The sequence below is a fragment of the Mesorhizobium sp. USDA 4775 genome, assembly GCF_054062655.1.
The window spans coordinates 1480121-1493347 of sequence record NZ_JBSSFM010000001.1 but is presented as its reverse complement, the minus strand read 5'-3'; the positions used below and the strand labels follow the sequence as shown (position 1 = coordinate 1493347).

Annotated in this window: 11 protein-coding genes and 1 pseudogene; 2 read left to right on the top strand and 10 right to left on the bottom strand. The window is 63.2% G+C overall.

What is annotated here, in order from left to right:
- Nucleotides 1-28: 28 nt before the first annotated feature.
- From ACVILI_RS07430 to ACVILI_RS07415, 4 genes and pseudogenes are all read right to left on the bottom strand, one after another.
- On the bottom strand, nucleotides 29-1012 hold the full coding sequence (locus ACVILI_RS07430; RefSeq protein ID WP_038651757.1) for a glycosyltransferase family 2 protein: 984 nt from the start codon (nucleotides 1010-1012) through the stop codon (nucleotides 29-31).
- A complete protein-coding gene (locus ACVILI_RS07425) occupies nucleotides 1002-1952 on the bottom strand; it encodes a glycosyltransferase (protein ID WP_038651754.1) in 951 nt (316 codons plus the stop codon). Before ACVILI_RS07425 ends, ACVILI_RS07430 begins: the two co-directional genes overlap by 11 nt.
- A pseudogene (locus tag ACVILI_RS07420) lies at nucleotides 1952-2942 on the bottom strand (glycosyltransferase family 2 protein). Before ACVILI_RS07420 ends, ACVILI_RS07425 begins: the two are co-directional and overlap by 1 nt.
- A 15-nt stretch (nucleotides 2943-2957) precedes the next feature.
- A complete protein-coding gene (locus ACVILI_RS07415; RefSeq protein WP_240564584.1) occupies nucleotides 2958-4130 on the bottom strand; it encodes a glycosyl transferase family 1 in 1173 nt (390 codons plus the stop codon).
- 187 nt (nucleotides 4131-4317) lie between these two features.
- On the opposite strand from ACVILI_RS07415, the gene ACVILI_RS07410 reads away from it, so the two are divergent.
- Nucleotides 4318-5814: a lipopolysaccharide biosynthesis protein gene (locus tag ACVILI_RS07410; protein ID WP_240564583.1), complete on the top strand. Its 1497-nt coding sequence runs from the start codon at nucleotides 4318-4320 to the stop codon at nucleotides 5812-5814.
- 53 nt (nucleotides 5815-5867) lie between these two features.
- Nucleotides 5868-6890, top strand: coding sequence for a phosphoribosyltransferase family protein (locus ACVILI_RS07405; protein ID WP_038651746.1), 1023 nt, complete (start codon nucleotides 5868-5870; stop codon nucleotides 6888-6890).
- Nucleotides 6891-7014: 124 nt separating this feature from the next.
- On the opposite strand, the gene ACVILI_RS07400 is transcribed toward ACVILI_RS07405, so the two are convergent.
- The 6 genes from ACVILI_RS07400 to ACVILI_RS07375 all read right to left on the bottom strand — a co-directional run bounded on the left by ACVILI_RS07400 (nucleotide 7015) and on the right by ACVILI_RS07375 (nucleotide 12948).
- A complete protein-coding gene (locus ACVILI_RS07400) occupies nucleotides 7015-8094 on the bottom strand; it encodes a glycosyltransferase (protein WP_038651743.1) in 1080 nt (359 codons plus the stop codon).
- A 65-nt stretch (nucleotides 8095-8159) separates the two neighbouring features.
- The gene (locus ACVILI_RS07395; RefSeq protein WP_457102368.1) at nucleotides 8160-8609 is read right to left on the bottom strand and encodes a hypothetical protein; all 450 of its coding nucleotides are present in this window, start codon (nucleotides 8607-8609) and stop codon (nucleotides 8160-8162) included.
- A 13-nt stretch (nucleotides 8610-8622) separates the two neighbouring features.
- Nucleotides 8623-10065: a GMC oxidoreductase gene (locus ACVILI_RS07390; protein ID WP_457102367.1), complete on the bottom strand. Its 1443-nt coding sequence runs from the start codon at nucleotides 10063-10065 to the stop codon at nucleotides 8623-8625.
- Nucleotides 10066-10129: 64 nt separating this feature from the next.
- Nucleotides 10130-11461, bottom strand: a complete 1332-nt coding sequence (locus tag ACVILI_RS07385; protein ID WP_019862845.1) for a UDP-glucose dehydrogenase family protein — start codon at nucleotides 11459-11461, stop codon at nucleotides 10130-10132.
- 49 nt (nucleotides 11462-11510) lie between these two features.
- Nucleotides 11511-12392, bottom strand: a complete 882-nt coding sequence (gene exoK, locus ACVILI_RS07380; RefSeq protein WP_038651737.1) for an endo-1,3-1,4-beta-glycanase ExoK — start codon at nucleotides 12390-12392, stop codon at nucleotides 11511-11513.
- A gap of 154 nt (nucleotides 12393-12546) precedes the next feature.
- Nucleotides 12547-12948 carry a hypothetical protein gene (locus ACVILI_RS07375; RefSeq protein WP_038651734.1) on the bottom strand — a complete coding sequence of 134 codons (402 nt, stop codon included), beginning with the start codon at nucleotides 12946-12948 and terminating at the stop codon, nucleotides 12547-12549.
- Between the last annotated feature and the right edge of the window lie 279 nt (nucleotides 12949-13227).

Genomic DNA, 13227 nt, shown 5'->3' with positions numbered 1-13227 from the left:
CGAAAAATCCCTCCATGTGCCTGCATCTTCACCTCCCCGCCCCCACGGCAAATTGTGCCGCTACTCGTCGCAACCGCACGGCGATCGGCATGCCCATATGCCTGACCGCCGCCGGGTCGCTGAGCGCCGTCCGGATCGCCTTGAGCGGGGACCGCGCCTTGATGTGCTGGACCATCGCCAGGAAGGAGGCTGCCTTGCGCAGGCTGCGGCCGCGCCGGGCAAAGGCCGCCTGGGCCGCCTCGTCCATCCGATGGGTTTGAGCGAATACGGCATCCGCCTTGCGCATCGCTTCGACATGGTGAAGCTCGAGCACACGCGAGATGGAACCGCTGCGAATATGGTAGGCGTAGCCGATCTCAGGCTCGACCACGCATCTGCCGCCCTTGGCGAGCGCCTCGGCAAACAGGATGTAGTCCTCGCCGATCCTCAGTTTCTCGTCATAGCGAAGCCGGTTTTCGTCCAGGAACCGGCGCTGGAAGATCGGCTTGAGGTAGCCGAGGTTGAACTTCGATTCGAAGACCACGTTGCCGGCGATGTAGGTGGCCAGCGAAATCTCGCTCAGGTCTTCCAGATACCGCCTTGGGAACATCGCATCCTCGACGACACCGTCCTCGCGGATGACCTGGAGATTGTCGACGGCGATCTGGGCACCCGCTTTTTCGGCGCGGCCGATCATGGCGGCGATGCGACCGGGGAAGACGGCATCGTCGGAATCGAGAACCGCGACCCATCTTCCGCGGGCGACGTCGAGCCCGGCATTCCGGGCGCCGCCGGGACCGCGATTCCTGGCGAGCGCGACGACGCGCACAATGTCCTGCGGGTAGGCCCGCGCCACATCGAGCGTGGCGTCGCGCGACTGGTCGTCGACGACGATGATCTCGACGCTGACGCCCTTCTGCGCGATGGCGCTGGCAATCGCGCGGTCGAGCGTCGCCTCGGCATTGTAGGCGGCGATGACAAAGGAAACATCGGGGACTGAAACATCGGAGGTTGGGGAAACGTCAGGCTGCACGCTTGCCTCCTTCCCCAGGTGACGACTGACCGTAGAGGCGGAGTTCGCGGACGCCGACAAGGCCGCTGACGACGCCGACATGCATGATGCCGCGCAGCACGCTGCGGTTCCTGCGCACCGGGCTGGCGACCACCGGAAGGGCCGCGGCGAAACAATAGGCCGCCTTTGCCGCGGCAAGGCCGACATGCTTGATCAACCCGATGCCGCGCGCATTGCTGCCCAACAGGTGACCATGCGTCTGACCGACACGGAAGCGACGGCGGCCGAGCCAGTCGAACGCGGCCCTTGAGCGCGGCACCACCTCGTCCACCCAGGCCTCTTGAGCGAAGGCGATGCGGCCGCCGGCCTTGACCATCTGATCGAAGAGTTCGGTGTCCTCGCCTCCGGTCTGGCCGCGCGCCAGGCTGAAGCGACGGCCGCGCAGGCTGTCCGACCGCATGCGCAGCAGGACGTTGCAGGTGTAGCCGGTGCGGATCTCGCCGCGTACCCAGACCGGCAAGGTCGAGTGGAAATCGCCGCGCCGCATCCATTCGGGCGCATCAGGGCGGTAGAGCGCCCGCACCGGGCCGAGCACCGCCGTTGCACCACTCTCCTCGGCCGTCGCCACCAGCTCGGCCAGCCAACGGGCGGAGGCAGTCTCATCGTCGTCGATGAAGGCGAGGAAATCCGCCTCGCTAGCATCGAGGCAAGCGTTGCGGGCGACCGAGATGTTGCGCGCCGGGGCATGCCGGTAGCGGATCGGCAGCGCCAATTCCTGCGACAGCGCCGTCACCAATGCCTGCGCGCTCGGCGTGTCGTCATTGTCGGCGACAATGACGCTGATATCGAAGCCCTCAGGCATGTCCATGGCGGCGAGCGAGCGCAGCGTGTCGGCCAGTTCCGGCCGGCGGAACGTGCACACGCCGATGTCGATGCTGCGGTTCTTGGTCTGGGCCACCATCACGCCACCCCGCGTCGCGCGCCGAGGCCGAGAAGCTGCAGCCAGAAGCCGACGGACCAGCCGAAATGCATGACCATGGCCGAGACGCCGGTCAGCGCGATATCGGCATTGCGCTGGCGAATGGCCGTCGCCAGCCCATACCCGAGGCAGACCGAAGCCCAGATCAGCAGCGGCACAGCCGCGATCCAGTGCACGAAGGAGAAGGCCGCCAGAAGAACTACGCGGGAAGACCGCCAGCGGCACCATCTGCCGGACCTTGGGGATGACGCGGTGCTTCAGCACATTCTTGGCGCGGCCGCGGCCATAGCCGAGATACTGGAAATAGAGGCCTTTAAGCGAGGCGCGCGGATAGTAGACCATCTGCGTCTTGCCGCTCATCCAGATCCTGTAGCCGGCCTGCCGCAGCCGGTAGTCGAGCTCGGCATCCTCATTGTGGCTGAAGGTCTCGTCATAGCCGCCGACAGCACCGAAGGCCGATATTCGCATCAGCGCGTGATGGCCGTGGTCGACCCATTCTCCAGCGGAGAGGTGACGATGCTTGGAACCACCGGTGCCGAGTTTCGAATTCTGCGCCGCCGCGACCGATTTCTGCACGGCGCCGCTGCCACTGGTCAGCATCGAAACCACGACCGAATCGGCTGATGTGGCCAGCGCCTCCTCGAGCAGCCGGTCGCAATAATCGTCGGGATAGCCGCCATGCGCGTCGATGCGGATGAGATATTCCGCACCTTCGCCAAAAGTGCCGACGGCGAGATTGATCGCCGCGCTCTGGATGCGCCGCTTGTTGTGAAGCAGGACAACGCGCGGGTCCTTGGCGGCGATCTGCTCGACAATGGCCAGCGTGCCGTCCGTGCTGCCGCCATCGGCAACGACGATCCGGGCGCCAAGCCTTGCCGCCGCCGGGCAAAGCTGGCCGAGAAGCGCACTGATATGGGCTGCCTCGTTCAGGCAAGGGATCACGATCAGGCTGGAGGGAAGCGCTTGCGTCATCGGGCGATGTTCATCCTATGCCAGGGCTTCAGTCGCGAGGGGCTCGCGCACGGTGGTCAGGCGGCGCAGCTTTTCGACCAGCGCGCTGCAGTCGCTGCGATCGTAGCTCCACGTCCTCGGATTGCGGGCAAGCACGCGCGCCTTCAATTTGCCGAAGCGCTGCTCCTCCATCGTGCCGAGTGCGGTTTCGAGCGCGTCGGGCGTCGCCTTGGGCAACAGGATGCCGATGTCCTGCTGTCTGAGGAAGCGTCCGGTTTCCGTATGGCCCATCGAGATCGGCACCGCCCCGAAACGGCAGCCTTCATAGAGGCGGTTGGGCAGCAGCCATTCCGAATTCTGCCCCTCCTCGAAGAAATCGATCGCCCAGGAGAAATGCACGTCCTGGTAGATCGCCGCCATGTCCTCCGGATTGCGGTAAGGTCCACGAAACGACAGATAAGGCTCGGCATCGACGAAGGCGTGGAAATCCGGGAATTCGGAGAGCGCCGGACGGCCGCGCAGCACGATTTCGAAACGTCCGTCCATGCGGTGGGTGAAATCAGCCAGAAGCTTGAGCGAGCGCCGGCAGCGCAGTGCTCCGAACCAGCCGATTCGCCAGGGCGGGGCGGCAGGCGCTTCGCCCGTTTCACGCTCGCCGGGCAGGATCGCCGCTGCCTCGAAATATTTGTTCTCGATCAGCTCGACGGGGGCGGCAACCTGGCGGAAGGGCTTGAAATAATTGGCGATGAAGGCGGGCGAACTGGTCACCAGCAACTTCACGTCGCGCGCCAGATGGCGCTCGGTGGCGCGCAGCGCCTTGCCGAAGATGTCGTCGCGAAGCACCAGGCGGTGGATGTCGAGGCATTCATAGACAATCGGCACGGTGGCGCCGAAGGCCGATTTGGCGCGGCGCGCGAGCGCCAGCATTTCCAGATTGCGCGCGATGATGAGATCGGGCCGCGGCGCGCCCTTCAGCTTCGCGCCTATCGAAACCGTCGCTTTCGCGACCGCCGCCAGGCGCTGGGCGAATCGGCCGTCGCGCGTCGCTCCAAGGTCGACCGGCTGCAATCCTTCGATATCGGCAATCGGGGTTGCGGTGCGGCGAAAGCCCGCCAGAGTGACCCGGGCGCCGCCTGTCCTGAGCATTGTGATCCGTCGGCGAACCGCCGGATCGGAAACATCGTGCACCAGGTACAAGACATGCAGCATGAAAACTCGACCGCTGTTTGACCCCACCCAAAGGGATGCTAGTACAGCTCTTGCTGCATCGCAACATTTTTGGCGCGGTAATGGACATTTTCTGTTGCACTGCAAAATTATTGCCGTAGTTTGGGGATGGCGGCGGTCGTGGATTTTCAGGGTTCGGAAATCCGCGCAAAAATCAGGAATCCTGAATTTGGAAGCCAACCCATTCGATCCGCCGGAAGGCTCGCTGCGTAAATCGGTCGGGCGCGGCGCGGTGGTGACCGCCATGTCGCAATCGGTGCGGGTCGCGACACAGATCATATCCGTCATCGTGCTGTCGCGGCTCTTGTCGCCGCAGGATTTCGGCGTCGTGGCGATGTGCGCGCCGGTGCTGGCCTTCATCGCGCTGTTCCAAGATTTCGGCCTGACCCAGGCGACGATCCAGAAATCGGGCATCCGCCATGAGGAGGTGAACTACCTCTTCTGGATCAATGTCGCGGTCAGTGCCATCCTGGCCTGCGTGCTCGCGGGTGCGGCACCGTTGGTCGCGGCCTTCTATGGCGAGCCGCGCGTGGCCGGGCTGGTCGCCGCGTTCGGGCTGCAAATCATGGCTTATGGGCTCGGCGCCCAGCATCTGGCGCTTTTGACACGACGCATGCAGTTCGGGCGCCTGGCGATCATCGACGTCGCCAGCGCGGTTGCCGGGCTGGTTGTGTCGATTGCCTGGACCTTCATCGACCGCTCCTACTGGGCGCTGTTTGCCGGCACGCTGACCGGCGCGGTGCTGCCGACGCTGTGCTACTGGGCAAGCTCGCGCTGGCGGCCCGGCCTGCCGCGCAAGGTCGCCGGCATCGGCGAGCTGATCCATTTCGGCGCCGGCATCACCGGCTTCAACTTCGCCAATTTCTTTGCCCGCAACCTCGACAATGTGCTGATCGGCAAATACTGGGGCGAGCAGCAACTCGGCCTCTACGACCGCGCCTACAAGCTGCTTCTGTTCCCGCTCAGCCAGATCACCAATCCGCTGTCGAAGGTCATGGTGCCGGCGCTGTCAAGGCTGAAGGATGAGCCGGACCGCTACCGCAGCGCCTATCTGCGCGTCATGCCGCTGATCCTTTTGGTGGCGCTCCCCGGCGTCGCCTTCGCCACCGCCATGTCGGATGTGCTGATCCCCTTCGTGCTCGGCGAACAGTGGCGCGCAAGCGCCTCGATCTTCCTGGCGCTCGGCTTTGCCGGGCTGCTGCAGCCGCTCAACAACCCGGCGGGCTGGCTTTTCGTCAGCCAGGGCCGCTCCGGCGACTTCATGCGCTGGGGCATCATCACCGCCGTGACCTCGGTGCTCGCCTTCGCGCTCGGCCTGCCCTATGGCGCGCTCGGCGTGGCGATCGCCTATGCGGTCAGCGAATATCTGCGCACACCGTTCCTGTGGCTCTATGTCGGCAAGAGCGGACCGCTGCGGGCCAGCCATGTGCTGCGCGCGGCAACGCCGTTCGTGCTCGGCGCGCATATGGCACTGGCGGCGGTCTGGCTGATCAAGCCGATGCTGCCGCAGCAGCATGTCGTCGCCCTGGCCAGCGGTGCCATGCTTGCCTACCTCATCACCGTTGTCGTCGCGCTGGCCTTCGCATCCGGCCGCGAGGCCTTGCGCGAGGCCCTGAAAATGCTGCCGGCAAGACAGCCGGCGGCAACGCCGCGCGAGGCGCAATAATTTCGGCGCCTTTGCCGGCTACCCAATATCCACACGAACATCAGGTCTGATCCATGCACTACCGATCGATCTCCGACATGAATGACACGATTGTCGGCAACCTTCACCGGCTGCCGCGCGACATCGACCTTGTGGTCGGCGTGCCCAGAAGCGGCGTGCTGGCGGGGACGCTGGTCAGCCTTGCGGCGAACATTCCGATGACCGATCTGGATTCCTTCCTGGAAGGCCGGGTCTATACGTCAGGCATCACCAAGCGGCGCGCCGCACTCGACCGCAAGGTCTCGGACATGCGCAAGGTGCTTGTGATCGACGACAGCATCGCCGGCGGCAACGCCATGCGCGATGCCCGTGCCCGTATCGAGGCTGCCGGCATCGAGGGTGATTTCATCTATGCCGCAGTATTCGGCCTGGAGCCGAAGCATCGGGAAACCGACGTCGTCTTCGAAGTGGTGCCGCATCCGCGCATGTTCCAGTGGAATTTCATGCATCACAAATTCCTGGCGCAATGCTGCGTCGACATAGACGGCGTGCTGTGCCTCGATCCGACCGAGGCGGAAAACGACGATGGTCCGGCCTATGAGAAATTCCTCAGCGAAGCGCGGCCGCTGCATGCCCCGACCCACAGGATCGGCTGGCTGGTGACCAGCCGGCTGGAGAAATACCGCGCGCTGACCGAGGCGTGGCTGGCCAAGAACAGGATCCTGTACGACCAGCTGATCATGCTCGACCTGCCGAGCAAGGCGGAGCGTCAGCGGCTCGGCGCGCATGGCAGTTTCAAGGCCGATTTCTACCGCAAATCCAACGCCATCCTGTTCATCGAAAGCGAACATGCGCAGGCGCTGAAGATCACGGAGCTGTCAGGCAAGCCGGTGCTGTGTGTCGAAACCCATATGGTGAGCTTTCCCGACGCACTGTCGCTGCCGGCGCTCGGCCAGGCGGCGCGCAACCTGCCGGCCAGGCTGCGGCAGATCAACTCGCAGCAAGGCCGCAAGGGCGCCGCCAAGGCCCTGGCCCGCGCCCTGCTTGGCGCCCGCGGCTATGAAACGCTGAAAAGCCGGGTCAAGCGCCCGGCCTGATCGGCTGGCTTGCTGAGTGCTGGCTAGAGCGTTTAACCGTTTCACAGAAACGGCGAACCGCTCTATCCTATTGTTTTAACGCAATTCCGGACGGAAAACCGCTCACACTTTTCCTGGAATTGCTCTAAGCGGCCTGCAGCGCGCGCTGCCGCACCGCCCTGTCCAGTATCGAGAAGAAGGTGACGAACTGCCGATCGGGATCGAGCTCCGGACGCGCCGCGAAGCCGCGCGCGAGGTTTGAAACCAGCTCATATTCCTTGTTGTCGTTCCACAGCTGCCTGACGGCCGCGACCCAGTCGATGAGCGGAGCGTCATAGTCGAGCACCGTGCCGCCGGGGCCGATGGCTTCGGGCAGACCGCCGCGCCGGGAACCGACGACGGGGATGCCGCTGCAATGGGCTTCGGACGCGACTCGGCCCCAGGCCTCCTCCCATTTCGAGGGCGCGAGCAGGATCCTGGTGCGGCCATAGATCGTCTTCATGTCGTTGGTGCGGCTCTCCAGCGTGACATTGCCGAGCGGCGCGATCGTCTCCTCGATGCGCGCGCGATGGTCGTCCTCCAGCTTCCAGCTTTCAACGAACAGGAACGGGATTTCCGGGCAGGCGCCGGCAATGCGCACCGCCAGCTCGAAGCCCTTCTCCTCATAGGGATTGATCAGGGTGACGAACTGGCCCGTGGTCGGCGTGCTGTACTGCGTCGGGTTGATGGTCGGCGGAATGACCGTCGCCTCGATGCCGAATTCCCTCTTGTAGCTGCGCGCGGTGAACTCCGAATTGGCGATGTAGAGCGCGGAACCCAACTCGCGCAAATCGCCGCCCAGCTCATGGAACTCGACATTTCTGAGATAGACCACCAGCGGCACGCCCTCGGCCTGCAGGGCTTTGCCGAGCGGAACCGATTTGTGGCACTGGACCACCGTCACATCCGGCTTCAGTTTCTTGACGGCAAACCCTGCCGCCTCCCAGGGAAACCATGTCCTTATCACCGGGTAACCGGGAAAGCTGTCGACGACCGCCGGTTGCCGCATGAGCTTCATCTTGGCGCGCGCCTTGAAGCCGAACATGCCGTCGCCGAACAGGGCGCAGAGCACCGACGCTTCATGGCCATGTTCGATCAGCTGCTGCACCAGATGATGCGTGCTGGATTGGACGCCGCCACCGAACTCGGGCGGATAGCCGTTGCCGCTGGCAAAGAGGACTTTCATGATCCTGGCTCCTGGTCTTTCGCGTTTCAGTCATGCGGCCGATCAACGGCCGCGTCGAAGGCGCCTCAAGCGCTCTGTGGCGGATCAAGCGTCGCGAACGGATTGGTGCATGAGTTCCATCCGGTGAACCGGATCGGATCGTCAGGCGAACTGCGCCAGGCGTAGTCCGTCAGCATATGGAATTCGGCGATGACCCAATGGTCGAAATGTATCAGATCTTCCCGCTTCTCCTGGGGCAGCAGACGGCGGGCGGCACCCAGTTTGAGCTCCTCGACCAGAGTGACTGCGTCGCTAAGTTTCTCGCTCGGAAAGATCCAGGGGTTGCGGTTGCGGAACTCCAGCACGAACTGCTGCAGATGCTCGATGCGCATATTCAGCCTGCCGAGGTATTTTTCCAGCGTGACGCGAACCAGATCCTCGTCCGAAAACGAGGAGACGGCGGCATAGGCAACGCCCGTCGAGGCAACGCCACCCGCCAGGATGGCCAGTGCGGAGCGCCGTGTGACTTCGATCATCGGCCCGCTCCTCTCACGCGATCCGGCTCGCCGCCCGCAGGGACAAAGCCGCCGCGGTCAGGCTTGGATTGGCGCAGGAGCAGCTCGGATAGGTGCTGGTGCCGACGACAACCAGGTTTCTCAACCGGTGATGGATCATGTTGCTGTCGATCACCGAATCAGCGGGGCCGGTACCCATCCTCAGTGTGCCCTGGACATGCGATTCCGTTGGCCGGATGCCGCGGTCGAAGAGCCGTTCGACCGGCAGCGGGGCAAGCAGTGCCGGTAATTTGTCCGGCGCCCGGGCCATGCCCTTGACCGCATAGTCCGACGGCGCCTTGAAGGAGACGAAGGCATTGTCGTCCTCGTCGAGGGTGACGAAATTCTCGTGATCGAGCAGGTTTTCCGTGACCACGACCAACGGCAGCGCCTGCCGCAGACGTCCCTTCTCGGCGCGCATCCCGTGCTGCCAGCGGTTCTCGAAATAGACCAGCGCCGCCGCGTGCTCGGACCGGTGCGGACCGTCATAGAGGCCGAAATTCAGTCCGGTGGTGATGGTGCTGCCGTCGAAATTGTCGACGCCGTCGAGATAGACCTCGAAATTCCAGCCATAGGATTCATGCAGGCCGCGCCCGACGAATTCGTCTCCCAGCCCCGAGCGCAGCATGATCGCCGCGCTCTGGATGGCGTTGGCGCCGAGAATGAAGAGGTCGCCGCTGACCTGATACTCCTTGCCGTCATGAACGAAGGTGACCGAACGGACCGTGCCGCCGACCTGATCAAGCCGCCGCACTTCCGCGCCGAGGCAGACCGAAACGTCAGGATGCTCGAAGACATGCATCAGGCCATTGTTGGCGGTGAATTTCGCGTCGACCGGGCACAGCCAGCAGCGCAGATTGGCGCAGCACGAGGTGCGCTGCGCGGTCGGCACTCGGGCGCGGGCGGTCGGCATGACGAAATGCTGGTCGGGCTGGGCCGCCTTCATCATCTTGTCCGGCGTCGACATGCGATGCGGCGGTTGCGGAAACGGTTTCGATCGCGGCAGCATCGCCGCCATGTCGGGATCGCCGGAGATCGACATGATCTCTTCGGCATCGCAGTAGAACGGCTCGACATCGTCATAGCTGATCGGCCAGTCATTGCCGATGCCATAGGTGCTTTTCAGCCTGAAGTCATTGGGATGGAACCTCGGCGTCTGGGCGAACCAGCAGTTGGTCCCGCCACCCAGTCCGATCGTGTAATTCCACGGCTTGTCGGAGTTGGTCTTGTAGGTCGTCTCGTCGTCGATGTCGGTGTTGGCGTTCTGGCCGAGCTGCCATTCATGCGTGTTGTGCCGACCCCATTCCAGGATCAGGATGCGCGCCTTACGCCGCTTGGCGAATTCGTGCAGGAAGAAGGCCGAACCGAAACCGGAACCGATCGCGATGAGATCGAAATGATCCTTGGTGATTTGCTCTGGCTTTACGTCCAGCACCATCAGCCGCAACTCCTTTCCGCGCCGTGCGCGTGTGCGAAATTCCGCTTGCTTCCCGCGCTCGCCCTCATGCCGCCATTCTGCCGATCGAGTGATATTCGATGCCGTGGCGCGCCACGACCTTGGGGTCATAGAGGTTGCGGCCGTCGAAGATGACCGGCGTGGTCAGCGCGTCCTTCAACGCATCGAAGGACGGGGCGCGAAAGCTCTTCCATTCAGTGGCGATGAGCAGCGCATCGGCGCCGCGCAGGGCCGCTTCCTTGGTGCCGCAGAGCAGCAGGTCGTCGCGCAGGCCGTAAATGGCCTGGCATTCCTGCATCGCCTCGGGATCGTAAGCCTGTACGGTCGCGCCGGCCTTCCACAGCGCTTCCATCAGGACACGCGCCGGCGCCTCGCGCATATCGTCGGTGTTGGGTTTGAAAGCCAGGCCCCACAGCGCAAAGGTCTTGCCCTTGAGATTGCCCTTGAAATAGCGGTTCACCTTGTCGAACAGCACAGATTTCTGGTCATTGTTGCGCTCCTCGACGGCGCGCAGCAGCTTGGCATCGAACTTGACGCCCTCGGCGGTCTTGATCAGGGCGCGGACGTCCTTGGGAAAGCATGAGCCGCCATAGCCGAGACCGGGATAGATGAAGTGGTAGCCGATGCGCGGATCGCTGCCGATGCCCTTGCGCACCTCCTCGATGTCGGCGCCGAGCTGCTCGGCCAGATTGGCCATCTCGTTCATGAAGCTGATCTTGGTGGCCAGCATGCAGTTGGCGGCGTATTTCGTGAATTCGGCGCTGCGCACATCCATCACGATCATCTTTTCGTGGTTGCGGTTGAAGGGCGCGTAGAGCTCGCGCATCACCGCCTCGGTCCCCTCGCTCGAGGTGCCGACGATGATGCGGTCGGGCTTCATGCAGTCGGCGACGGCCGAGCCTTCCTTGAGGAACTCGGGATTGGAGGCGACGTCGAAGGCAAGATCCTCACGCCCTCTCTTCTTCAGCGTTTCGGCGATCCTGGCTTTCACCTTTTCACAGGTGCCGACCGGCACGGTCGACTTGCCGACGACGATCTTGGCGCTATCCATCTCGCGGCCGATGGTCTCGGCGACGGCCAGAACATATTTGAGGTCGGCCGAGCCGTCCTCGCCGGGCGGCGTTCCGACCGCGATCATCTGGATTTCACCGTGCCGGACGGCGGCGGCGGCATCGGTGGTGAATTTGATGCGGCCGGCGGCATGATTCTCCCTGACGATGGTTTCGAGGCCTGGCTCGAAGATCGGCACGAAGCCCTGGTTGAGGCGCTCCACCTTGCCTTCGTCGATGTCGACGCAAACCACCTGGTGGCCAACCTCGGCAAGCACCGCCGCCTGCACGAGGCCGACATAGCCAATTCCAAACACCGTCAAGTTCATTCGGTTTCATTCCCATCCATGGCCGCGACCCGTTCTCGGTCCGGCCGGTTCAATTCGTCTTTCCCAACTCTTTTACGCTGCATACGAGCGATTCCGGAAACTGGCATGGCTGGCCGAGCGCGGTGAAGGCAACGCGTTCGACCTGCAGCGAAAGCTTGCGGCCCGGATCCGCGAAGGCGCCCATCCAACCCTTCATGGTGTCGCTGCCCCAAAGGCTGAAGAAGATCTTCTGCGCATGGCTGGGCAGCTTCGCCGGGTCGGTGATGGTGTTCACCAGCTGGCCGTTGACGTACCAGCGCAAACTGTCCTTCTCCCAGACGAAGGCGTAGTCGTTGAAGCCCTTGTCCGTGCCGCCCGGCACCTCGACCAGCTTCTCGTTCTTGCCCTTGCCGTCGATATAGGCGTTGACCTGCACCTTGGAGGTGTCCTTGGTCAGGATCTCGAAGTCGATCTCGTCCCAGGGCTCCTTGTCCGACGGGCCGATATAGGTGAAGAAGGCCGCGTTGAGGCCGGAGCCGGTGTCGGTCTTCAGCCGTGCCTCATAGGTGCCATAGCCGAAGCGCTGCTTGGTCTGGATCTCGCCGCAGGCGAACTCGCGATCCTTCAGCTTCTGTTTTTCGAAGCCAAGCGACAGCACACCGTCTGAAAGCTCCACCAGCCCCTTCGACCAGGTGCAATTCTGATGACTGCCATTGCTCCAGCCATCGGACACATACCAGCGCGACTTGTCGAAGCTCTTGAAATCATCGACGAAAGAGGGAGCGGACTGGATATCCTGCGCATGGGAGGGAGCCGCAAAGAGGCTGCCGAGAGCAGCCAGCAGCAACCCGCCGATCAAGCCCAACCGCCGCAGGTCGGCTTGCCGGGTCTGATGCGCGACGGAGGTTGCGTCAATTGCTGTCGTGGACGTGGTTTTCGGATCCAAATTCATACCAAACTCACCTTTGTGCTGTGCGTCCCCAACCCAAAGTCGACGTTTGAACCGCTTCCAAACGGGCCAACCTTGGCCTCCTCTTCGGCCCTCCCGAAATCCTCTCCTGTCTGCATCATACCTTCGAAGCTTGCATCATGCCTTTGAAGTAGTCTCACGCCCGGCCGGCGCCCGCGGGCCTGGCGAGATCGGCCGCGTCGGCCGAATCGGACTCCCCAGCCGCGTCGAAGACCATATTCAGCGAATGACGCAGCTCTTTCATCAGGCCGTCCTGGCGCGACAAGGCGGCGATGCGGCGCTCGCAATTCAGGATCGATTGCGTCAGCGCGCTGACTTCGGATGAGCGCCTCTGCGAAGCGGAGCCGTTTTCCATGGCTTCGACAAGAAAGGCCGCATTGGTCGCCGTCTTGCGGTAGCGGCTCTCCAGGCCGGTTTTCTCGGCCTCTATCTCGGCGGCGATCTGCTCGAACAGTTTCGCCAGCCGGTCGTGGCGCGCTATGTCGGCCTGCCGGTCGCGGGCAGGATCCCTTGATCTGAAGCCAAATATCGAGGCCATGGGCTTAAATTCCTGTTATCGCCGGCTTGCCTGCCGACCACTGGCCGATCCCCGCAAGCGGGGCTGAAAAGCTCGTACCGCATTGTCCAGCTCCTTTTGACGGGAGAGACGTCGGACCAATCCGATCGGGGGCCAGTTCGGTTGGTCATTCAATTTGCTGCACCGCAACATAGACTGCCATCGTCGGAGCCGTGAGGCAACCACCCAATTCGTAAACTCTTAAATCCATTGGAAATGGTTTGCACCGTGCGAATGCTGTTTGACGGATGAAGCGAGCAT

Bases quoted from the DNA above. Each gene is read 5' to 3' on its own strand.
- ACVILI_RS07415 (WP_240564584.1), bottom strand. From the start codon at position 4,130: ATGCTGCATGTCTTGTACCTGGTGCACGATGTTTCCGATCCGGCGGTT.
- ACVILI_RS07425 (WP_038651754.1), bottom strand. From the start codon at position 1,952: ATGGTGGCCCAGACCAAGAACCGCAGCATCGACATCGGCGTGTGCACG.
- ACVILI_RS07405 (WP_038651746.1), top strand. From the start codon at position 5,868: ATGCACTACCGATCGATCTCCGACATGAATGACACGATTGTCGGCAAC.
- ACVILI_RS07390 (WP_457102367.1), bottom strand. From the start codon at position 10,065: ATGGTGCTGGACGTAAAGCCAGAGCAAATCACCAAGGATCATTTCGAT.
- ACVILI_RS07375 (WP_038651734.1), bottom strand. From the start codon at position 12,948: ATGGCCTCGATATTTGGCTTCAGATCAAGGGATCCTGCCCGCGACCGG.
- ACVILI_RS07385 (WP_019862845.1), bottom strand. From the start codon at position 11,461: ATGAACTTGACGGTGTTTGGAATTGGCTATGTCGGCCTCGTGCAGGCG.
- ACVILI_RS07395 (WP_457102368.1), bottom strand. From the start codon at position 8,609: ATGATCGAAGTCACACGGCGCTCCGCACTGGCCATCCTGGCGGGTGGC.
- ACVILI_RS07400 (WP_038651743.1), bottom strand. From the start codon at position 8,094: ATGAAAGTCCTCTTTGCCAGCGGCAACGGCTATCCGCCCGAGTTCGGT.
- exoK (WP_038651737.1), bottom strand. From the start codon at position 12,392: ATGAATTTGGATCCGAAAACCACGTCCACGACAGCAATTGACGCAACC.